We start from the raw sequence: 21,372 nt of genomic DNA on the forward strand, positions 1-21,372 counted from the left end.
TTTCACCAGAACTCAAGGACGAAGCAACCTGCCGCTAGCAGCGTCGCCGCCCTCGTTGTGGCGCTATATAGGCCCCCAACTCTCAAACTGTCAACAACGCTTTCGCAGTTTTTTGATATTTTTTTGACAGCTTTCCACAGGGCGTAAAATCGCAGATTTTTGCCACTCTATATATAGGGATCAAATCATGACGTTGCGGAAAGCCGGGCCACAAACCAGCCTCAATGAAAAACTAGCTTCCGCGGAATTCGAAAAATAGCTGCGCTGCATCCAGTTGATCGCCAGCCCGGCAGTATTGTGGATATCGGCGTCTGGCACCCTCGTCATTGACTTACGCGTCAACGGCAGGCAAAACTCTGATGCCCGTTTGGGAGCCTTCCATAGACAAAGGAAGACACCTTAGCATCAGATCAGCGCATAGGTCGCTTTTCTGACAAGCGATGTTCAAGCACGTTTCCGTGCCATCAGGTTTATAAGAAGGGCCGACTATAGCAGTATGAAGGATATGGGGCCGAATAATCTCGATCCGGGTGACGAGCCCCCGCTGAGCGTTGGCGGACGGCGACGGCCTCCTGATCGGCGCGAAGTTTCGGCACGCTGGCTTGCCGGCACCTTCCTGACTGGTGTCACCTCCTGCATGCTGATCGGTGTTGCCCTTTTTGCCGCCCTTGACGGGCGCGAGCAATTGGCGACCCCACCCGAAATTCTGGCGCGCAACGATATGCCAAGTGCAGCCGAGGAAAGCGCTGTCACCAAGGGTGGCCGTCTCGTCAGCACAGTTTCGGCGCAGCAGCCGCGCGATCGCCGCCGCTTTGATCTTTCCACCATGCAGAAAATCGGCGAGCGCGAAGTTATCCGCACCCGCCCCTTCGAACTGGTAAGTATGGCGCTTGCTGTCGATCACCCGACCGGTCGCAAATATCCGGCATTCGATGCGCTGACTGTATTCTCTGAAGGTCCGACCGCCCCGCTACCGGCAGACACCGGCCAGATTTACGGCGCCAAGGTTGAAAGTGAAGTCAGCCTTCATGTCGTTGATTTTCCGCTGAACAGCGCAACTTTCGACGCGTCAAGCGATCTGTCGGTCGATGAAGTCGAGAAAGTCGTTCGCGACACGGGTGGCTTGCTGACCGATGGCGACGTTCAGGTCGCTTCACTGCATTATGTCGACCCGGCCCGCTTCGGCGGTAACGATTCTCCCTATGCGCTCGGCCCGGCGCTCGGTGTGAAGATCACGCAGGAAAATGTCAGTGTAGCCCCGAAGGCCAATGACGAGCAGACCGACGATGGTTTTTCGGAAGAATTGATTCCCTTCCGGCAGACTGCAGATATCGCGCAGGCGCTCGAAGATGCGGGCTATACGGGCGATGACACATCGAACATGGTCGATGCACTCGCCAAGATGATGAATTCGCCGCGTTTGAAACAAGGTAGCGTTTTGCGCGTGGGGACTGAAACCCGCAACGGGCAGGACCGTATCGTGCGCGCGAGCATATACAATCGCACCACGCATCTCGTGACGGTCACACTGAACGACCGCCAGCAATATATTCCGTCGGATGAACCCGAAGAAACGCCGCTTTTGCAGACAGCTTTCGACGGTAACGCGATCCCCAGCGCCATCCGGGGCAATCTGCCCAATGTCTATGATGGTATCAGCCGTGCGGCCCTTGCCTATGGCATGACGGAAACCATGCGCGAACAGCTGGTCAAAATGCTGGCCACTGACGTGGACCTTCAGGCGCAGTTGACGGCAACCGACAATATCGATGCCTTTTTCTCGCTGCCAGACGGGTCCGACGATCCGGACAAGGCGGACAGCGATTCGCAACTTCTCTATGTTGCGGCAACATTCAGCGGTACGACCCGGAAATTCTACCGCTATCAGGCGCCGGACGGCGGCGTCGATTACTTCGACGAGGGCGGAAAGAGCGCAAAGCAGTTCCTGCTGCGCAATCCGGTACCCAATGGTGTGTTCCGTTCTCCGTTTGGCATGCGCCGGCACCCGATTCTTGGCTATAGCCGTATGCATACTGGCGTCGATTGGGCAGCACCCCGCGGTACGCCAATCATCGCAACGGGTAACGGGGTTGTCGAAAAGGCTGGCTGGACCAATGGCTATGGCAATCAGACCCTGATTCGTCATGCCAATGGCTATGTCAGCAGCTACAGCCACCAGAATGCCATTGCTCGCGGCGTGTCTGCTGGCGCAAGGGTGCGTCAGGGTCAGGTGATCGGCTATGTCGGTTCGACCGGTCTCTCGACCGGCCCGCATCTCCATTATGAAATGATCGTCAACGGCACCAAGGTCGACCCGCTTCGCATCCGTCTGCCCGACAACAAGGCTTTGAAGGGCAAAGAGCTTGAAGCCTTCAAGCAGGAGCGCGATCGCATCGACACGCTTTTGAACAGCGACGACAATAGCACCAAGCTTGCGGCCAACGCGTCGACCAAAGGTTAAATAGAAAAAGCCGGGAAAGCAAAATGCTCACCCGGCTTTTTTGTTTGACCCGTGAAGGTTGAACTATTCGGAAAACTCGACGGTGACGCCCGCTTTGACGAGCTTGGCCAGTTCTTCTGCGTCCCAATTCGTCAGTCGCACACAGCCATGGCTCGACGTCTTGCCGATCTTGGACGGCTCAGGCGTTCCATGGATGCCGTAAGTCGGCTTGGAAAGCGCAATCCAGACAGTGCCGACCGGCCCATTCGGACCCGGCGGGATCGTCAGAACCTTGTCATTGTTGCCCTGCTTGAAGTTGATCTTCGGATTGTAGGTGTAGTTCGGATTGATCGCGATGCGCTCGACCTGCACGATGCCGGACGGCGACGGATTGTCCGATGAGCCGATTGTCGACGGATAGGCCACGACCAGCTTGCCGCTTTCATCATAACCACGGACCTGCTTGCGTCCCTTGTCGGCGATGATTCTCGCCACCTTGGCGCGCACCGGCTTGCCGAGATTCGGCACCTTCACCACGGAACCCGGCTGATTGAAATTCACGCCCGGATTGATTTCCTTCAGGTAGTTTTCATCAATGTGGAATTTCTCACCGAGCATTTCCGTCACCGACGTATAGGCCATCGACGGAAGCTGCGCCTTATGGGCATAATCCTCGGGGATCGACGCCACATACTGGCGACCGACATCCTCATTGGAGATCGTATATTCGAAGAAGGCTGCACCGCCGGTTGCTTCCAGCTCGGCATTGACTGCCGCATCGTCCTTCGGGCTGATGGATTTGCCGGTCAGTTCACCATAGGCAGCGGCAGCCTTGTCGACGTTGCTGCCGGAACGACCATCGATGACGCCGGGAGATGCGCCCGCACGATCCAACAACACCTGAAAGGCTGCAATCTTGGCCTTGGCGCCCTCGCCTTTCGGCATTTCAATTGCGGGGGCCATGTCGCTGGACTTCGGCACATTCTGCGGTTGCTCATAGCCGGGCTGGCTGTAATCCTCCCCGTTATAGTTCTGATCAATGCTCGCGGAATTGGTGCCCGTATTGTCTGGATAGTTTTCACCAGACGGCGGCAGTTCCGAACGCTGCACCTGACCGTCCTGATTGCCGCGATAGCTTGGATCTGATGGCGCAGCGGGATAATAATTCGGGTCTTCCGGCACATTGCTGAAGCCGTCATAGGGCGAACCGCCATCAACCGGGCCGTTCAGCGTCCAGTTATCGTCTTGCTGCGGATCACGACGGCTGTTGGGGCCGCCATAGCTGTTGCGATCATAGGTATTGGCATCCTCGACGCTGACAATGCGACCACGACGATCCATCGTCACGCGCCGACCATACTGGTCGATGTACACGCGCACGCGTCGGTCATGATAGACCTCTTCGCCCGGATCGTAGAGCTGCGCCAGTTGCACCGGAGCTTCCGTGAGCGTGGCGTCACGGTTTTCGTCTGCAAAAGCACCGGCACCCATGGCGGGAAGAGCCGCAGAAGCAAACAATGCGAAACGAAGCATGCGTATGGAATGCGTCATGGAGGAAGTCCCAGGTGCCCGTAATATCAGACGTTCAATCGGATCGTCAGATCATGGATGCCGTGAATATGGTTAATAACTGATTATCCGAGTAACAGCAGATGCCAGATGAACTGGACATGAAAATGGCCAAGTGACGACAAGTTTTATGAAATTTGTATCTGCAAAATTTCTTCGGGCATCGTGATGCCCACAGTGTGAACTGGCCAAAGCTAATAAAAAGCGCCGCAATCTTGCGACTGCGGCGCTTTGTTAGAGCAAGTAGAAGGTCAGGCTTCCACGCCTTCGTTCTTCGGATCAGGTTCCAGAGCACCGCGAACCGCGCGGAAATTGAGCCTGTCCGAACCAGCGGTGATCTTGACGAGCGAGCCGTCCAGAATATCGCCCAGCAGAATACGCTCGGCGAGCGGATCCTGAACTTCCTTCTGGATCACGCGCTTCAAAGGACGCGCGCCGTAAGCCGGATCATAGCCCTTGTTGGCAAGCCATTCGCGGGCGTCCTCTGCCAACTCCAATGCGATCTTGCGATCGGTGAGCAGGGTCTGGAGACGCTGCAACTGGATATCGACAATCGCACCCATATCCTCGCGGCGCAGCCGGTGGAACAGGATGATTTCATCGACACGGTTCAGGAATTCCGGCCGGAATGCCGCCCGAACCACACCCATCACCTCGTCACGAACGCTCTCGACATCGTCCTTCTCGCCCAGATTGACGAGATATTCGGCGCCAAGGTTGGACGTCATGATGATGACCGTGTTGCGGAAATCGACCGTGCGCCCCTGACCATCGGTCAGACGCCCATCGTCCAGAACCTGCAACAGCACGTTGAACACATCGGGATGCGCCTTTTCGATCTCGTCGAACAGTATTACCTGATACGGCCGACGCCGCACGGCTTCCGTCAGCGTGCCGCCTTCTTCGTAACCGACATAGCCGGGAGGTGCACCGATCAGACGGCTCACGGAGTGCTTCTCCATGAATTCCGACATATCGATACGCACCATCGCGGTGTCGTCTTGGAACAGGAACGAAGCCAGCGCCTTGGTCAGTTCGGTCTTGCCGACGCCCGTTGGGCCGAGGAAGATGAACGAACCGATAGGACGGTTTGGATCCTGAAGACCCGCACGCGCACGGCGAACAGCCTTGGAAACCGCCTGAACGGCTTCACCCTGACCGATAACGCGCTTTGCAAGCTCGTCTTCCATCCGCAGCAGCTTTTCGCGCTCGCCTTCGAGCATCCGGTCAACCGGAATGCCTGTCCAGCGGGAAACGACCTGCCCGACATGTTCCGGTGTAACGGTTTCTTCCAGCAGAGAACCCTTGTTCTCCTGACTTTCAGACTGGGCGAGTTCCTTTTCAAGCTGCGGGATCTTGCCATAAGCAAGCTCACCAGCCTTCTGGAACTCACCATTGCGCTGTGCAGTGGCCAAGGCATTGCGTGCTTCCTCAAGCTGGCGCTTGAGATCGGCAGCAAGACCGAGCTTCTGCTTTTCCGACTGCCACTTGGCGGTCAGTTCAGCGGATTCTTCTTCCAGATCGGTCAGCTCTTTTTCAAGACGCACCAGACGATCCTTGGACGCGGCATCGGTTTCCACCTTCAAAGCTTCGCGCTCGATCTTGAGCTGCATGACGCGGCGGTCGATCTCGTCGAGTTCTTCTGGCTTCGAATCAACCTGCATGCGCAGACGCGATGCTGCCTCATCGACAAGGTCAATCGCCTTATCGGGCAGGAAGCGGTCGGTGATATATCGATTCGACAGTGTTGCGGCTGCGACCAGTGCCGAGTCCGATACGCGCACCTTGTGATGCTGCTCGTATTTTTCCTTCAGGCCGCGCAGGATCGAGATTGTATCCTCGACTGTCGGCTCGTCCACGAAGACCGGCTGGAAACGACGCGCAAGTGCTGCATCCTTCTCGACATATTTGCGATATTCTTCCAGCGTGGTCGCGCCAACGCAGTGCAATTCACCACGGGCCAGCGCAGGCTTGAGCAAGTTGGACGCATCCATCGCACCATCAGTCTTGCCTGCACCAACGAGCGTGTGCATCTCGTCGATGAAGAGAATAACCTGACCGGCAGCGGTCTGGACTTCCGACAAGATCGCCTTCAGGCGTTCCTCGAACTCGCCGCGATATTTCGCACCGGCAATCAGCGCGCCCATATCGAGCGCCATCAACTGCTTGTCCTTCAGCGATTCGGGCACGTCGCCATTCACGATACGCAGCGCCAGACCTTCGGCAATCGCCGTTTTGCCGACGCCCGGCTCACCGATCAGCACCGGATTGTTCTTGGTGCGGCGTGACAGAACCTGAATCGTGCGACGAATTTCTTCATCGCGGCCGATCACCGGATCAAGCTTGCCATTGCGGGCGTCTTCGGTCAGATCGCGCGCATATTTCTTCAGCGCATCGTAATTGCTTTCGGCAGACGCGGAATCGGCAGTGCGGCCCTTACGCATATCGTTGATGACCTTGTTCAACGCCGTCGGTGTCACACCGGCTGCGGCAAGAATTTCAGATGTCTTTGCGGATTTCTCGATTGCCAACGCCGTCAACAGCCGTTCGACGGTGACAAAGCTGTCGCCCGCCTTGCTGGCGAGTTCTTCGGCCAGAGTGAAAACCTTGGCCAGCGGCTGCGAGAGATAGAGCTGATCATTGCCGCCCGAAACTTTCGGCAGCTTTTCCAATGCGCTCTGCAAACCAAGGCGCACATCGGCAATACGTCCGCCAGCCCGCTCGATCAACGATGCGGCAAGACCCTCGTCATCATCGACGAGAATTTTCAGAATATGTTCCGGGGTGAACTGCTGATTGCCGGAAGAAAGCGCAAAGGTCTGCGCCGACTGAATGAAACCGCGAACGCGTTCCGTGTATTTCTCGATATTCATATAGTGTCTCCTTTTGCCCTCCAGCCCTGAATAGGCACCGGAAGATGTTGGGTGACGAAGCCCCCGCGAGGGCGGGCTTCATGTCTTTCCAAGACAGGATATGGGACTATGACCACCATTCGGCAAGGGTGAACAACGCCCGTGCGGCCAAATAAAAATGGCGCGGAAAACCGCGCCATTTTCAAATCTTATACCGAAAGCTCTAAGCGTCAGAATCGACGGGTTCGGTTGCTGGCGTATCGTTGCCGGCATCCTGATCCTTGGCAACACGGCGCGGACGACCCGGACGGCGCGTTGCACGACGCGGTGCAGCTTCGTCGTCGGCCTTCGCTTCGACGGGGGCTTCCACCGGAGCTTCAACAGGTGCAGCTTCTGCAGCCACCGGAGCAGCCTTGGCGGCCCGAGCAACCCGAACTGGTTCTGCTACTTCCACTGGAGCTTCTGTTGCAGGCTGTTCGCCTGCTTCGCCGGCCTGCGCTTCCGGGCGCTCTTCGGCATTGAAGCGTTCGCGCTGCGGGCGGCGTCCGCGGCCAAGACGACGATCGCGATTGTCGCGTTCACGCGGCTGACGGCTTTCGCCGCTTTCCTCACCGTAGATGACTTCGGCAGGGGTGCCTTCGATAACCGGCTGCGGACCGGAACCGCTTACCGGGCGCGGCTCGACGGCGACTGCTGGCGTAAAGCCGGTATCGTCATCGTCAGCGCCGTCATCGTCGAAGGTTTCTTCGCGCTGGAACGGCACCGGGTTCTGCGCCATGGCAGCCATGATGATGCGATTGTAATGTTCAGCGTGCTGAAGGTAGTTTTCAGCCATCACCCGGTCGCCAGAAGCCTGCGCGTCACGAGCGAGTGTCGAATATTTTTCTGCAATATGTTGCGCATTGCCACGGATCTTTACGTCAGGTCCGTTGCTTTCGTAATTACGCGACAGAGGATTGGGGCCCTTGCGGTTGTTGTTATTATTGTTGTTATTGTTATTCCCCCGTCCGCGCATACGCCTGTTCTGCTGTGCTGGCCTCATATTCATCTCTTTTCAGATTAAAGGGCGCAGAAACGTCGCGACGAAAAAGGTCGCCTGTTTCTTGCTATTGAGCCATGGAGGAAGCACGCCCTAAAACTTCCTACACATCGACTATTCTTAAAGCGCGTCGCATTTCAAACTGTTCGCGTGACGCACATTAAGGGGTTGCTTTTATGCATGTCGTCCCCGGAAAACCGTTCCCACTTTTCCGCGACATGCTTATCGGCTCCGCATATCCAGATGGATGGCCGGAACCTGACGGTTGCCTTGTGCAAGGTCCACGCCGAAAAGCATCGCTCTTCGGGACCATGCCTGAAAGTCGTGTACTTCCGTACGAGCCATCTCCAAAGGCTTAGACCCCGGGAGAGCATGACCTCAAATCGTCATGGAGCATTTCCGCCACGGCCCTCTAAAAAGCGGGCAAAACCATTCTGGCTGTATACGGTGGCCGGAAACTAAACGGCTTCGCGGCAAATTCCAAGTGTTTTTTCGCGCCGTTGGGTATCAAAATTTCGTTTATGATTTTTGCGCAAAAAGCATGGCCCTTCTATGGCCGCCCAGATCACGTGCATCGTTTGCGAGTTCAAAACCCGCTTGCTCAAACAGCGCTTTCACATCCTGGAATTGTCCGGCGCCGATTTCTACGGCAACCATACCACCATTATATAGGTACTCTACTGCCTGTTCTGCAAGGGCCCGGTAAAAATCCAGTCCATCCTGGCCGCCATCCAGTGCCGCAAGCGGATCATGCTCGCGCACTTCACGCGACAGACCGGCAATGTCTTCATGCGGAATATAGGGCGGGTTTGAGACGATCATATGAAATCGTCCGCTGACATTGGCGAACCAGTTGCTTCTCAAGGCGGCGAAACGCTGGCTCACATCGTTGATCGCAGCATTGATTCGCGCTGTCGCCAGCGCACCCTCCGACACGTCGAGGCCAATGCCGTGCAGTGTCTCGAAGCGATGCAGGAGCGAGATGACGATCGCCCCGGTGCCCGTGCCCATATCGAGGATTTCGACTGCGCCATGTTCCGCGACAAGTTGCTCAAGCGGTGGGACGACCAGCTCGATCAGCGCTTCCGTATCCGGGCGCGGTTCAAGCGTTTCAGCAGAAAGCCGGAATGGCAGTCCGTAAAATTCGCGAACGCCGATAATGCGATGAACAGGTTCGCCTTTGGCACGGCGTTCCAGCGCTGTACGTAAAGTTTCGACGCGCTCGGCCTCAATCAGCTTGTCCGGCGCGGAAATCAGATCGAGCCGTGTCGTGCCCGTCGTCCATTCGATCAACAGCCGCGCATCGAGATCAGGCGTTTCCAGCCCGGCATCGCGCAACTGTCGCCGGGCTTGCGCCGCCAGAACGTCAAGCCGCTCGCCGCTCACGCTCAGGCACCCAGTTCGGTCAAAAGCGCGGTCTGGTGATCGGAAATCAGCGCATCGACCAATTCGTCGAGGTCGCCTTCCATCACGCGGTCGAGCTTGTAGAGCGTCAGGTTGATGCGGTGATCAGTGACGCGGCCCTGTGGGAAATTATAGGTGCGGATACGTTCCGAACGGTCGCCGGAGCCGACCTGGCTGCGGCGCGCTTCCGAGCGTTCGCTTTCAGCCTTCTGGCGCTCCATGTCATAAAGGCGGGCACGCAGGATCTGCATGGCGCGAGCGCGGTTCTGATGCTGGGATTTTTCCGCCTGAACCACCATGATGCCCGTCGGAATATGGGTGATGCGCACTGCCGAGTCGGTCGTGTTGACGTGCTGACCGCCAGCACCCGATGCGCGCATCGTGTCGATACGGATATCCTCGTTGCGAATCTCGATATCGATGTCCTCGGCTTCGGGCAACACGGCAACCGTCGCAGCTGACGTATGGATGCGCCCGCCAGCTTCTGTTTCCGGTACGCGCTGCACGCGATGCACACCTGATTCGAACTTCATCTTCGAGAACACGCCCTTGCCGGAAACCGTCGCGATGATTTCCTTATAGCCGCCCGCATCGCCTTCGCTGGCCGAGACCAACTCGACGCGCCAGCCCTTCTCGCTCGCATAACGCTCATACATGCGGAAGAGATCGCCCGCGAAAAGCGCTGCTTCCAGTCCGCCCGTACCGGCGCGAATTTCGAGAATGGCGTTCTTTTCGTCAGCCGCATCCTTGGGCAGAAGCAGGATCTGCACTTCCTGCTCCAGCGTCTCGACGCGCTTTTCGACTTCCGGCAATTCCTCGACGGCCAGAGCCCGCATTTCGGCATCGGTCGACGCATCATCGCGCATCGCGGCCAGATCTTTCGCTTCAGCGCGCGCATCGCTCAATTCGCGAATCTTGCCGACGACTTCCTGCAACTCCGAATATTCGGAAGCGAGCTTCACATAGGTTTCCGAATCCGGATTGTCGGCCATCTGGCTTTCGATCATCGAGAACCGCTTCAAGAGCTGGTCCATCCGGTCCTGCGGCAATGCGATCATGTCATGTCCTAAAAATCATCGTCCGAATGCAAATGTGCGTAACCGGGCATGCCGCATCCTGCGTCACACCCGGTCATTCTCTGCAATTTGCCTTGCTATAACGGAATATCGTTGTCTTCTGCAAATCGAAGCATCAATTCGCGCAGCGAATGCGCGACATTTGGCTTGTCCAGCTCTTCATTGAGAAGCGCATTCAGCTTCGCTGTATCCAGCGCGCCGAGCATGGCCTTGACCGGGCCGATTGCAGCAGCCGACATGGAGATCGAGCGGAAGCCAAGGCCGATCAGCGTCATGGCCGTCAGCGGACGTCCCGCCATTTCACCGCAGAGCGTGACCGGCGTGTTGTGCCGGTTGCCCGTATCGACAATATGGCGCAGCGTCCGCAGGAAAGCCGGAGAAAGCTGGTCGAAACGACCGGAAATCAGCGAGTTGCCGCGATCCACCGCCATCAGGAACTGGAACAGATCGTTGGAGCCGACCGAGACGAAATCAACCGCCGTCATCAGTTCATCCAGCTGCCACAACAGGGCTGGAACTTCCACCATAGCGCCAAGCTTCATCCGCGTCGGCAGGGAATGCGCAAACCGCGACAGATGGCGAACCTCGCGTTCGATGATCTCGCGCGCCGCCTTCACCTCGGCCACTTCCGTCACCATCGGCAGCATGAGCTTCAATTCACGTCCGCCTGCCGCTTTCAAAAGCGCGCGCAACTGGGTGCGCAGCAGACCCGGACGGTCAAGCGTAAGGCGGATGGCGCGCCAGCCAAGCGCCGGATTTTCTTCCTGCGCTGATGCGCTGAAGTAAGGCAGCACCTTGTCGCCGCCGATATCGAGCGTGCGGAAGGTGACAGGCTTGTCGCCCGATGCTTCCATCACCGAGCGATAGAGCCGCTCCTGCTGCTCCGCCCGCGGGAAGGTCGAGGCGACCATGAACTGCAGCTCGGTTCGGAACAGGCCAATGCCCGAAGCGCCCGATGCCGCAAGCTGTGGCAAGTCGACCAGAAGGCCCGCATTCATCAACAGCGAAACTTCAATACCATCGGTTGTCATAGCGGGTTTGTCGCGCAATTCGCGATAATGCGCCTGACGCCGGGCGCGGAAGCGAACCTTTTCCGCATAGGCCGATTCGACATCCGACTGCGGACGCAGATGCACGACCCCCTCGTCACCATCGACGATCGCGGCATCGTTGTTTTCAGCCATGGAAACAGCGCCCTTGGCCTGCCCCACGACAGGAATACCCATGGCGCGTGCCACGATCACCACATGGCTGGTGGCGGCGCCGTCTTCCAGCACCACACCGCGCAAGCGCTCACGCGGATAGTCCAGCAACTCGGCAGCGCCCATTGAGCGCGCAACGATGATGGCATCCTTGACCAGCGATTCGGCCATCGTCTTGATATCGCGCCCCATCAGCTGGCGCAGCAGACGATTGGCAAGATCGTCGAAATCCGACAGACGCTCGCGCATATAGGGATCGGTGAGATGCATCATGCGCGCACGCGTGTCGCTCTGCACCTTCTCGACAGCCGCTTCAGCGGTCAAACCGTTATGCACCGCCTCTTCCAGACGGCGCACCCAGCCACGATCATGCGCGAACATGCGATAGGCTTCCAGCACTTCGCGATGCTCGCCCTCGATGGCGACATCGCGGCGCGACAGCATGTCATCGATGGAAATGCGCAAGGAACCCAGCGCCTGATCCAGGCGGACAAGTTCGGCCTGGCTATCCTCGTTGAAAAGATTGGTGACGACGATGCGCGGCTCGTGCAGCACGACATGACCGAGACCGATGCCATCATTGAAGGCCAGCCCGGTAACGCTCATCGGGCGACCCATATCAAGGTCGATACCGGGGCGTACGAGCTTCAGCCCATCACCGGACGCGATGATTTCGGCAAGCACCATGGCGGTTGTTTCAAGCGCTTCGACTTCGTCTTCGCGATAGGCGCGCTTGGTGCGGTTCTGCACGACGAGAACGCCCATCGTACGGCCTGCGCGCAGCACAGGAACGCCGAGGAAGGAATTATACACTTCTTCGCCCGTTTCCGGCAGATAGGCGAAGGCCGGGTGGCTTTGCGCATCAGTGAGGTTCAACGGGCGCGCGCTTGCGGCAATGGTACCGACAAGGCCCTGCCCCAGACGCAATTGCGCCAGGTGGACCGACTGCGGGTTCAAACCTTCGGTGGCATAGAGTTCGAGAACGCCGTCAGCGCGAAGCACGTAGAAGGAGCAGACTTCCGCGACCATATTTTGCGCGATTTCACGAACAATCCGGTCAAGGCGCGGCTGCGGCTCAAGCGGCTCAGCCATCAATTCGCGCAGCCGCTTCAGCAGCACGCGGGGACCGGTTGTCTGATCGCGCATGATCGTCGGACACTCCTCTTGTGCAGTTTCGGCACCGAGGTGAAGCGGCTTTCCGTGCGAACTGCGGCGAATAAAGAGAAAACGGCTTTGCTTGCTCCGTACTACCGAAAGCCGTTCGGACTGGTGGCCCGCTTTCGCCGACCGATTCCCATTACCCGCCCGCGACGCGTTACGCCAACCCCTTTGTGAGCATTTTTGACACTGCCGTCTAGTGCTTTAAGCAGAAATTATGCCAGGTTCCGAAACGAAAAAATGCCGCGATCCATTCAAGGACGCGGCATTGTTTCAAAACGGTTTAATAAAAGCCGGATTTTATGCCGGCTTAATATCAGCCATCAATGGATTACGATTTGTCGAGACCGTAGACGGCGTGCAGCGTGCGCACGGCCAGTTCGGCATAAGGGCCGTCGATCAGGATCGAGATCTTGATTTCCGACGTGGTGATGGCGCGAATGTTGATGCCCTTTTCGGCCAGCGCCTTGAAGGCAGTGGCGGCAACACCTGCATGGCTGCGCATGCCAATGCCGATCACGGAAATCTTGGCGAGACCCGTTTCGGACTGGATGTTATCGAAGCCGATCTCACCCTTGACCTTGTCGAGAACGCGCAGCGCCTTGTCGATGTCGCCGGTCGGGATCGTGAAGGTCATGTCGGTCTTGGAACCGTCTTCCGACACGTTCTGAACGATCATATCGACATTGATGTGCTCTTCGGCAAGCGGGCCGAAAATGGCTGCCGACACGCCCGGCCGGTCGGCCACGCGGCGCAGCGAAATCTGAGCCTCATCTTTCGCAAAGGCGATACCTGTGACGGTCTGCTGTTCCACGATTTCATCCTCGTCGCAAATAAGCGTTCCGGGCGGGTTGATCGGATCACCCATGCCCGGCGCATCGGGGTCCGTAAAGCTCGAGCGCACAAAGGTGCGTACCTTGTGCACCATGGCGAGTTCGACCGAGCGCACTTGCAAAACCTTGGCGCCGAGCGAAGCCATTTCCAACATTTCCTCGAAGGAAATCTTCGGCAGGCGGCGCGCCTTCGGTTCGATGCGCGGATCGGTCGTGTAGACGCCGTCTACATCGGTATAGATATCGCAGCGATCAGCCTTCACCGCTGCAGCAACAGCCACAGCCGAAGTGTCCGACCCGCCGCGTCCGAGCGTCGCGATGCGGTTATCCGGGCCCAGGCCCTGGAAACCGGCAACCACGGCAACCTGCCCCATTTCCATGCGACGGATGATTTCCGAACCGTCAATGTCCTGGATACGAGCCGCGCCATGCGCATTGTCGGTCTTGATTTGAATCTGCCAGCCCTGCCACGAACGCGCATCGACACCGACCGACTGAAGCGCGATGGCCAGAAGGCCGCTTGTCACCTGTTCGCCGGAAGCGACGATGGTGTCATATTCGCGCGCATCGTAGAAAGGCGAACTGGCGCCACATACCTTCGGCATGTTCTGCACCCAGTTGACCAGCTCATTGGTCTTGCCGGACATGGCCGAGACGACAACAGCAACCTGATTGCCCGCCTCGACCTCGCGTTTGACGTGGCGCGCCACATTATAGATGCGTTCCAGATCGGCCACCGAAGTGCCGCCGAATTTCATCACGATGCGCGCCATTTAAGGATACGTCCCGCTATTTTGAAAATTACACTCTCACCTGCCCAAACCTTATAATCTTGCGACAGGCAAACCCGGGGTCACATAGCTAATATGTCGCGGTTCCGCAAGGCCGCGATTCGCAAGAACGTCCCGATAGGGTCAGGAATGCCGGAATTTGATTTGCACCTTGACTTTGAGGCGCTACCTTGAGAGCAGGATTGCACGCTTCCGCTCCTGGAGATTGAAATGACCGAAACTGCCCGCACCACCATCGACGCTTCCGAGATCGAGCATTTCTCGCGCATTGCCGCAGAATGGTGGAACCCGCAGGGCAAGTTCCGCCCGCTGCACAAATTCAATCCGACGCGCCTTGCCTATATCAAGGAAAAAATCTGCGCCAAGTTCAATCGCGATCCCAATTCGCCGCGTCCCTTCGAGGGACTGCGCCTGCTCGATATCGGGTGCGGCGGCGGTCTTCTCTGTGAGCCGATGGCGCGTCTCGGTGCAACCGTGATCGGCGCGGATGCCTCGACCACCAATATCGAGGTTGCTAAAATCCACGCTGCGCAAAGCGGCGTCGAGGTCGACTACCGCGCCACCACGGCGGAAGCTCTGGCCGAGGCTGGCGAGAAATTCGACGTGGTTTTGAATATGGAAGTGGTCGAGCATGTTTCGGACGTCGATCTGTTCATGTCGGCGACCAGCGAAATGGTGAAGCCGGGCGGGCTGATGTTCGTCGCCACCATCAATCGCACGCTGAAAGCCTATGGTCTGGCGATTATCGGCGCGGAATATGTACTGCGCTGGCTGCCGCGCGGCACGCATCAATATGAAAAGCTGGTGCGGCCCGAAGAACTCGAATCCGCGCTTGCCAAAGGCGGTCTGCGCCTCATCGACAAGCTGGGCGTGACCTATAATCCGCTTGCCGACAGCTGGAGCCGCTCCCGCGATACGGATGTGAATTATATGGTTCTGGCCGAGCGGCCAGAATAGTCAGATTTAACAATCAGCTTTTCTGGGCGCGCGTGGTCATCGCCACACCGACAGCGATAACGCCTGCGCCAATCCAGGTAAGCAGCGGATAATGCTCGCCCAGAAACAGCGCGCCGGAAATGAGACCGAGCGCTGCGGCCACATAACCGATCTGGCTGAGATAAACCGGCCCGCCAACCGCCTGTAGCCGGAAGAACAGCGCGAACATTCCAGCCGATGCTATCGCCTGCGCGGTTGCAGCCCATGGGGCAAGCGCAAATGTCTCAACCGGAAAACCGCCGGTGAACAGCAAGATTCCCGCAAAAAGCATAATGGCGGCAGCCAGATGACTGCCTGCCGCAAGCTCCGTCGGATCGGAATTCTTGGGCCAGTCCAGCGTGCGATAGACATTGCCGCAGGCAAGAAACACCGGAATAAGCAAAGCGGCGGCAACCCATAGCGGATCAGCGGGCTTGCCGACCTCGCCGCGTGTCAGCGCCACCAGAATCGCTCCGATAAAGCCGACAACAATCCCGCCAATGCCCAGCGCATTGGGGCGTCGCAAGCCGAAGCCCATCGAAATCACCAGCGTGATAACCGGAGACAGCGTGTACATGATTCCCGTGAAACCAGCGCCAAGACGCGGGATTGCCGACAGGATCAAGAGATTGGGCAAGGCATAGGAGATGATTGCCGTGCAGACATAATAGCGTGCGCGCCCGCCGGAAAAACCGAGGCTCTTTCCCCGCAAAAGCAGAACGGCAAACAGAATCACCCCAGCACTGGCGGAAAACAGAAAGGTCCACATGGCGGGCGGAATACCCGCCTGCGCGGCGATCTTTCCCAGAGGCAGAATAAGCCCCAGCAAGGTGCCGGTGGCCAGAAGCAGAAAGGAGGCGGACTCCATCAATTTCATGCGTCCGGCCTCCCCTGCCGTGCTGTCATGACGAACGGTGACCTAATTTTTTTCTTCTGGAAAAACCGGCAACGGCATCACATCGACGCCGTCTTCAAGCAGCGAATGCACGTCCTCGCGCGACGCTTCGCCATAGATGCCACGCTGCTCCGTTTCACCGAAATGGATCTTGCGTGCTTCCTCGGCAAATTTGTCACCCACATAATCCGCATTCTCGCGGACCTTGCGGCTGAGATCGCGCATTTCTTCGAGGACCTTCTTCTGGGCTTCACCCAGCGCCATGGCGATTTTTTCCTTGGCCCTTGCCGTGGAGACGGCAGGCGCCATCAGAGCTTTCTGCACCTGATGCGAATTGCAGACCGGACAGGAGACGAACTTCATCTCCGACTGCCGATCGAAATCGGCATTGTCGCGGAACCAGCCCTCGAATTCATGGCCGTTATCGCAATGAAGCGAAAAGCGGATCATGGAGTTATGCATCCTCTTTCTGTTTTGCGGTCACCGTCTTGACGGTGAACTCGCGGGCATTCTTCAGATTCGGTACCTTGCCGCGCGCCGCAGCGCTTTCGGCCACATCGATATCGGCAACGATTACAGCCGGTTCGTCATGAGCGGCTTCCGCCAGCACCTTGCCCCAGGGCGAAACGATGATCGAATGCCCGTAGGTTTCACGCCCGTCCTCATGCAAACCGCCCTGCGCCGCCGAGATCAGGAATGCGCCATTTTCGATTGCGCGCGCACGCTGCAAAATGTGCCAGTGCGCCTCGCCGGTCTGCCTGGTGAAGGCGGCAGGGCCGGTAATCACATTGGCGCCAGCGAGCGCCTGTGCGCGGAAAAGCTGCGGGAAGCGGATATCGTAGCAAATCGCCATGCCAAGATTGGCAAAAGGCAATTCGGCAATGACGGTTTCCTTGCCCGGTTCATAGGTTGCCGATTCGCGCCAGCTTTCACCATTGTCGAGATCGACGTCGAACATATGGATCTTGTCATAGGTCACGAGCTTCTCGCCGGATGGCGTAAACAATCCGGCGCGATTGGCAATTCGGCCATCTCCGGCATCGATGGCCGTCGAGCCGATATGCAGGAAGATGCCGTGTTTTGCTGCCAGCGCCGAAGCCGCCTTGAAAACAAGGTCGTTGGCTTCGTCGCGCAGGCTGGCCTTGAACGCCACCCGGTCACGCATCATCGCGCCGGTCATTTCGGGAGATTGTACGTAAGTCGCGCCCTTGACTGCCGCATCAGCGACAAGTTTCTCCAAATCCTCGATGTTGCGGACAACATCAGTACCAGAACGCATCTGTAGTGCGGCAGCGCGGAACGTGCTCATCGGTTTCTCCCCCGTTATAAAAATTAGTTCAGTTCGCCGGTCTTGAGCAGACCGTCGAGCTTGCCCTGACCGTCGAGCGCAAATAGATCATCGCAGCCGCCGACATGGACAGAACCGACGAAAATCTGCGGGAACGTGTTGCGGCCCGAACGCTCTTGCATTTCGGCGCGCAGTTCCGGCGTGGCGCCTGCATTGATCTCGTTGAACTCCACGCCCTTGCGGGTCAGAAGATCGACTGCACGCGAGCAATAAGGGCAGCCGGGGCGGGTATAGATGGTAACGTCAACCATGAAAAACTCCATTCGTTGCCTCACTATATAGTCGGCAACGCTCCGCTCTGGAAGACCCTGCAGGTTTCACGACGGTGTGTGCAGGCTTGTTATTGCCCGCAAGTTTCAATCGGGCAAAACACGGCTGAATGTCAGAACATCGACACTTTTTGCACCGCCGCGCAGCAAGGCGCGCGTTGCCGCCTTCACCGTCGCGCCCGTCGTATAGACATCGTCGATCAATAGAACACGACGCCCGCGCACGTGAATTTCCTGCTCCTTCGGCACACGGAAAGCACCATCCACATTGCGTTTGCGCTCCTTGGAGCCAAGCCCGATCTGCTGCTCGGTGCGACGGATACGGTTCAGGGCTTGCGGCGCAAAGGGAAGCGCGCTCTGCTTTGCCAGCGCCCGCGCCAGCTCGGCGGACTGGTTGAAGCGGCGCTGCCAGAAGCGCCAGCGATGCAGTGGCACCGGCAGGATCACATCGCATTCATCCAGCAATTCGCGGCCAGCGCGCTGCATCCAGCGCGCCATCCATGGAGCCAGATCGGTCCTGTCATGGAATTTCAAAGCCACCGCCATGCGTTGCGCCGCACCGCGATGCACCACCGCCGACCGCGCGCGGCGGAACGGCGGCGGATCGGCAATCGCCTCCGCACTCATAAAACCGTCACCAAAATCATGCCCGAACGGTACGCCCAGCACCGGGCAGTAAGGCCTTTCGATAAAGCGCAGTTCCGACCAGCATGGCGGGCACAATGTTCCAGGCTGCGAGACATGCGCCTTGCAACCCGCACAGCTTGCCGGAAACAGCAGGTTGGCGGTCGCCAACGCCACATGGCGCGCGGCAAAGCACGCGCCGCAGTACAGCCTGCGCAAAAAGGTTTGATGCGGTGTATCGTCATCCGCCATTGCATTCGCCCCCGTTCGAATGCATCTATGCCCAAAATTACACTATACGCCGCGTAGCAAAAGAAAAGACGGATTCCATGCCTGCCCCCGAAAGCGCGATCTTCGACCGCGATCTACAGCTTGCCTTTCGCCGCCGTGCTTTCCGGCGTGCTGAACCGGGTGCCGATTTTCTGTTGCGGCGCGTGGCCGAAGATCTTGCCGACCGTCTGGACACTGTGGAGCGCCGCTTTCCGGTGGCCATCGATCTGGCGGGCCATAACGGTCTTGCAGCAGAGGCCATTGCGCTCTCCGGTAAGGCAGACACCATTTTGCGCGTCGAGCGCGATGCGGATTTCCTGAAAGGTCCGTTTCCTGCCGTCGTCGGCGACGAGGAACTGCTGCCGATCAAACCGGGCAGTGCCGATCTCATCGTATCGCTGATGGCGCTGCACGCCACCAATGACACGCCGGGCGCCATGGTGCAGATTGCCCGCGCATTGAAGCCTGACGGACTTTTTCTGGCGGCGCTCAGCGGCAGCGGCACACTCGGCGAATTGCGTGAAAGCCTGTTGCAGGCCGAAATCGAACTAACCGGCGGCGCATCGCCACGCGTTTTTCCGTTTGCGGATGTGCGCGATGTCGGCGGTCTGTTGCAGCGCGCCGGCTTTGCACTGCCGGTGACGGACGTGGAAAACGTGACGGTGCGCTATGATTCGCTCTTCAACCTGATGGCAGATTTGCGCGCCATGGGCATGCAGAACATCGTGCGCGACCGCTCGCGCCGTCCGGTATCGAAACGACTGTTCTTGCGGGCGGCGGAAATCTACGCCGAACGTTTCAGCGACCCCGATGGGCGCATCCGCGCGACATTCTCGATCATCTGGCTGTCAGGCTGGGCGCCGCATGAATCGCAGCAAAAGCCGCTCAAGCCCGGCTCGGCCAAGGCGTCGCTGGCCGATGCGCTGAAAAAAGCGGAAGAAGAGTAATTAGCAATCGCCGCGATGGCTGCCGTCAACGTCGATCACGCAAACCGAACTCGGATTGGGCTGCAGCACGCTTTTGCGCACGGTATAGGTCTGAACCCCACCATGGGGCTGGTTGCCTGCATCGCGCTTGATGGAGCCGGTCATCGTCCGGTCGATGCCAGCGGGCAGAACGGACTGGGCCGCAACCTTGGCTGCCTGCTCGTTGAGGATCGGAACAATAATCAGCGCCATCGCCGCTGCAGCGGAACCGAACAACAACACAAGACGCAGGAAACCACGCCCGGCTTTTGTCAAAGAGGTAGGCGCATATTCGTTGTGATCGGCACTGAAATAATTGTTGTCGAAACTCATGATACTAAACTCCGGAGCGGCTCCCATTCGAGAATGCCGCAACGGAGTGAATCAGAGATTAACCGACTGCCTTAATCGTAAGAAATTGTCAGCTTTTTCACAGCTGTTAATAAGCAGCCCGAATTTTCGAAAACTATAGAAGGTCGATGAGGAACGGGATCAAGGGTTCATCCGCCGGAGGCATCGGATAATCGCGCATATCCTTCGGGCGGACCCATTTCAGCGCCTGCCCTTCCAGCCCCTGCGCAATGCCTTCGAAACGGCGGCAGACATAAAGCGGCATCAGCAGATGAAAATCATCATAAGTGTGGCTGGCAAAGGTCAAAGGCGCGAGGCAGGCAACCTTCGTCGTGATGCCGATTTCTTCCTGCAATTCACGGATCAGCGTCTCTTCAGGCGTTTCGCCCGGCTCCACCTTACCGCCCGGAAACTCCCACAGGCCTGCAAGCTGCTTGCCTTCCGGGCGTTGGGCCAGAAGCACCCGCCCATCGGAATCCACCAGCGCACAGGCTGCCACGAGAAGAATGCGACGGCTCTTCACTTCGCTCATTTCTCGTTGCTCTCCCGATAAGCGTAACGATAGGCTTCCTGAAAGCCGAAACGTTCGTAAAGCGCAAGACCGGCGACGTTTTGCGCTTCGATCTGTAGCCATGCCGTCTTTGCGCCAAGCTTTGCTGCCCATTTAAGCGCCGAGCCGACAATACTGTGGCCGTAGCCTTTGCGACGGGCGGCAGGCAAGGTGCCGACATCGAACAATCCGGCCATGACGCCATCCTGCACGCACAGCACATCGGACACTGCACGTCCGCCTTCTTCCAGCACGAACATACCCTTGTTCGGACGGATACCGTCCAGAATTTCAGACATGCCGGGACGCATATCTTCCGGGCGCTCGTGAATGGACAGCGACGCATCGACAAAACGGCCAATGTCTTTCAGCGGAATCTGGTCGATCTCGCCGGAAAGGTCGGTCTCGGCCAGATTGCATGTCATGACGATGGTTTCGTCCTGGCGCTTCCAGCCGAGGCCTTCCAGATAATCCTCAAGCTCGACGGGTGCCAGCGGCGAAAGCCGGAAGCATGGTACACGGCCATAAGCGCGAAAACGCTGGGCCGCCAGTTCCACGCGGGTTGGAATATCCCGCGTGTCGCCCGGATCGAGCGGATTAATCGAGTTCAAACGCTTGGAGGAATGCGCTGCCGTCATGCGGATCGCCCAAGTTCCGTCGTAATGAACCGACGTGGCAGGCCAGGCGCGGAAGCCAACGGCTTCAAGCTGGCGGACAATGGCAAGACTAGGTTTGGTCATCGGAATTCCTGAAAGCATTTC

Annotated in this window: 18 protein-coding genes; 3 read left to right on the plus strand and 15 right to left on the minus strand. The window is 58.0% G+C overall.

Features of this window, described 5'->3' with window-relative positions:
* The first annotated feature begins 496 nt into the window (after positions 1-496).
* On the plus strand, positions 497-2,461 hold the full coding sequence (locus FHW03_RS00005; protein WP_182518807.1) for a M23 family metallopeptidase: 1,965 nt from the start codon (positions 497-499) through the stop codon (positions 2,459-2,461).
* A 63-nt stretch (positions 2,462-2,524) separates the two neighbouring features.
* On the opposite strand, the gene FHW03_RS00010 is transcribed toward FHW03_RS00005, so the two are convergent.
* The 7 genes from FHW03_RS00010 to FHW03_RS00040 form a co-directional block, all read right to left on the minus strand.
* Positions 2,525-3,991, minus strand: coding sequence for a L,D-transpeptidase (locus FHW03_RS00010; protein ID WP_182518808.1), 1,467 nt, complete (start codon positions 3,989-3,991; stop codon positions 2,525-2,527).
* 269 nt (positions 3,992-4,260) lie between these two features.
* A complete protein-coding gene (gene clpB, locus FHW03_RS00015; protein WP_182518809.1) occupies positions 4,261-6,882 on the minus strand; it encodes an ATP-dependent chaperone ClpB in 2,622 nt (873 codons plus the stop codon).
* A 202-nt stretch (positions 6,883-7,084) separates the two neighbouring features.
* On the minus strand, positions 7,085-7,903 hold the full coding sequence (locus FHW03_RS00020; RefSeq protein ID WP_182518810.1) for a DUF4167 domain-containing protein: 819 nt from the start codon (positions 7,901-7,903) through the stop codon (positions 7,085-7,087).
* A 516-nt stretch (positions 7,904-8,419) separates the two neighbouring features.
* Positions 8,420-9,286, minus strand: a complete 867-nt coding sequence (gene prmC / locus FHW03_RS00025; protein ID WP_182518811.1) for a peptide chain release factor N(5)-glutamine methyltransferase — start codon at positions 9,284-9,286, stop codon at positions 8,420-8,422.
* 2 nt (positions 9,287-9,288) lie between these two features.
* Positions 9,289-10,362: a peptide chain release factor 1 gene (gene prfA, locus FHW03_RS00030; RefSeq protein ID WP_182518812.1), complete on the minus strand. Its 1,074-nt coding sequence runs from the start codon at positions 10,360-10,362 to the stop codon at positions 9,289-9,291.
* Positions 10,363-10,457: 95 nt separating this feature from the next.
* Entirely contained in the window at positions 10,458-12,728 is a 2,271-nt protein-coding gene (gene ptsP, locus FHW03_RS00035) for a phosphoenolpyruvate--protein phosphotransferase (RefSeq protein WP_182518813.1), read from the minus strand.
* Positions 12,729-13,071: 343 nt separating this feature from the next.
* Positions 13,072-14,346, minus strand: coding sequence for an aspartate kinase (locus tag FHW03_RS00040; RefSeq protein ID WP_138787367.1), 1,275 nt, complete (start codon positions 14,344-14,346; stop codon positions 13,072-13,074).
* A gap of 228 nt (positions 14,347-14,574) precedes the next feature.
* Between FHW03_RS00040 and ubiG the strand changes: the two genes are divergently transcribed.
* Complete coding sequence (ubiG, locus tag FHW03_RS00045) at positions 14,575-15,321, plus strand: bifunctional 2-polyprenyl-6-hydroxyphenol methylase/3-demethylubiquinol 3-O-methyltransferase UbiG (protein ID WP_078341024.1); 747 nt, start codon at positions 14,575-14,577, stop codon at positions 15,319-15,321.
* 13 nt (positions 15,322-15,334) lie between these two features.
* On the opposite strand, the gene FHW03_RS00050 is transcribed toward ubiG, so the two are convergent.
* The 5 genes from FHW03_RS00050 to FHW03_RS00070 all read right to left on the minus strand — a co-directional run bounded on the left by FHW03_RS00050 (position 15,335) and on the right by FHW03_RS00070 (position 18,727).
* Positions 15,335-16,216, minus strand: a complete 882-nt coding sequence (locus tag FHW03_RS00050; RefSeq protein WP_182518814.1) for a DMT family transporter — start codon at positions 16,214-16,216, stop codon at positions 15,335-15,337.
* A 42-nt stretch (positions 16,217-16,258) separates the two neighbouring features.
* Positions 16,259-16,684 (minus strand): DUF1178 family protein, encoded by a 426-nt coding sequence (locus FHW03_RS00055; protein WP_182518815.1) that lies wholly within the window; start codon positions 16,682-16,684, stop codon positions 16,259-16,261.
* Between the two features lie 4 nt (positions 16,685-16,688).
* Entirely contained in the window at positions 16,689-17,543 is an 855-nt protein-coding gene (locus FHW03_RS00060) for a carbon-nitrogen hydrolase family protein (protein ID WP_182518816.1), read from the minus strand.
* A gap of 23 nt (positions 17,544-17,566) precedes the next feature.
* Positions 17,567-17,833: a glutaredoxin 3 gene (gene grxC / locus FHW03_RS00065; RefSeq protein ID WP_078341047.1), complete on the minus strand. Its 267-nt coding sequence runs from the start codon at positions 17,831-17,833 to the stop codon at positions 17,567-17,569.
* A gap of 105 nt (positions 17,834-17,938) precedes the next feature.
* A complete protein-coding gene (locus FHW03_RS00070) occupies positions 17,939-18,727 on the minus strand; it encodes a ComF family protein (protein ID WP_182518817.1) in 789 nt (262 codons plus the stop codon).
* 77 nt (positions 18,728-18,804) lie between these two features.
* Here FHW03_RS00070 and FHW03_RS00075 point away from each other — a divergent pair, with 77 nt between their 5' ends.
* Positions 18,805-19,692, plus strand: coding sequence for a methyltransferase domain-containing protein (locus FHW03_RS00075; RefSeq protein ID WP_182518818.1), 888 nt, complete (start codon positions 18,805-18,807; stop codon positions 19,690-19,692).
* On the opposite strand, the gene FHW03_RS00080 is transcribed toward FHW03_RS00075, so the two are convergent.
* The 3 genes from FHW03_RS00080 to FHW03_RS00090 form a co-directional block, all read right to left on the minus strand.
* Entirely contained in the window at positions 19,693-20,043 is a 351-nt protein-coding gene (locus FHW03_RS00080) for a hypothetical protein (RefSeq protein ID WP_182518819.1), read from the minus strand.
* A gap of 133 nt (positions 20,044-20,176) precedes the next feature.
* Positions 20,177-20,593 (minus strand): 8-oxo-dGTP diphosphatase MutT, encoded by a 417-nt coding sequence (mutT, locus tag FHW03_RS00085; protein ID WP_182518820.1) that lies wholly within the window; start codon positions 20,591-20,593, stop codon positions 20,177-20,179.
* Positions 20,590-21,351, minus strand: a complete 762-nt coding sequence (locus FHW03_RS00090) for an N-acetyltransferase (RefSeq protein WP_182518821.1) — start codon at positions 21,349-21,351, stop codon at positions 20,590-20,592. Before FHW03_RS00090 ends, mutT begins: the two co-directional genes overlap by 4 nt.
* Between the last annotated feature and the right edge of the window lie 21 nt (positions 21,352-21,372).

The sequence above is a fragment of the Ochrobactrum sp. RH2CCR150 genome, assembly GCA_014138095.1.
Lineage (GTDB): Bacteria > Pseudomonadota > Alphaproteobacteria > Rhizobiales > Rhizobiaceae > Brucella > Brucella gambitense.

What these genes read in the sequence shown, in the direction of transcription:
- mutT (WP_182518820.1), bottom strand. Translation starts at nt 20,593, where the DNA reads ATGAGCGAAGTGAAGAGCCGTCGCATTCTTCTCGTGGCAGCCTGTGCG.
- FHW03_RS00010 (WP_182518808.1), bottom strand. Translation starts at nt 3,991, where the DNA reads ATGACGCATTCCATACGCATGCTTCGTTTCGCATTGTTTGCTTCTGCG.
- prfA (WP_182518812.1), bottom strand. Translation starts at nt 10,362, where the DNA reads ATGATCGCATTGCCGCAGGACCGGATGGACCAGCTCTTGAAGCGGTTC.
- FHW03_RS00075 (WP_182518818.1), top strand. Translation starts at nt 18,805, where the DNA reads ATGCCTGCCCCCGAAAGCGCGATCTTCGACCGCGATCTACAGCTTGCC.
- FHW03_RS00020 (WP_182518810.1), bottom strand. Translation starts at nt 7,903, where the DNA reads ATGAGGCCAGCACAGCAGAACAGGCGTATGCGCGGACGGGGGAATAAC.
- FHW03_RS00040 (WP_138787367.1), bottom strand. Translation starts at nt 14,346, where the DNA reads ATGGCGCGCATCGTGATGAAATTCGGCGGCACTTCGGTGGCCGATCTG.
- FHW03_RS00070 (WP_182518817.1), bottom strand. Translation starts at nt 18,727, where the DNA reads ATGGCGGATGACGATACACCGCATCAAACCTTTTTGCGCAGGCTGTAC.
- FHW03_RS00080 (WP_182518819.1), bottom strand. Translation starts at nt 20,043, where the DNA reads ATGAGTTTCGACAACAATTATTTCAGTGCCGATCACAACGAATATGCG.
- FHW03_RS00055 (WP_182518815.1), bottom strand. Translation starts at nt 16,684, where the DNA reads ATGATCCGCTTTTCGCTTCATTGCGATAACGGCCATGAATTCGAGGGC.
- FHW03_RS00005 (WP_182518807.1), top strand. Translation starts at nt 497, where the DNA reads ATGAAGGATATGGGGCCGAATAATCTCGATCCGGGTGACGAGCCCCCG.
- FHW03_RS00050 (WP_182518814.1), bottom strand. Translation starts at nt 16,216, where the DNA reads ATGAAATTGATGGAGTCCGCCTCCTTTCTGCTTCTGGCCACCGGCACC.
- FHW03_RS00060 (WP_182518816.1), bottom strand. Translation starts at nt 17,543, where the DNA reads ATGAGCACGTTCCGCGCTGCCGCACTACAGATGCGTTCTGGTACTGAT.
- ptsP (WP_182518813.1), bottom strand. Translation starts at nt 12,728, where the DNA reads ATGCGCGATCAGACAACCGGTCCCCGCGTGCTGCTGAAGCGGCTGCGC.
- ubiG (WP_078341024.1), top strand. Translation starts at nt 14,575, where the DNA reads ATGACCGAAACTGCCCGCACCACCATCGACGCTTCCGAGATCGAGCAT.
- clpB (WP_182518809.1), bottom strand. Translation starts at nt 6,882, where the DNA reads ATGAATATCGAGAAATACACGGAACGCGTTCGCGGTTTCATTCAGTCG.
- grxC (WP_078341047.1), bottom strand. Translation starts at nt 17,833, where the DNA reads ATGGTTGACGTTACCATCTATACCCGCCCCGGCTGCCCTTATTGCTCG.
- FHW03_RS00090 (WP_182518821.1), bottom strand. Translation starts at nt 21,351, where the DNA reads ATGACCAAACCTAGTCTTGCCATTGTCCGCCAGCTTGAAGCCGTTGGC.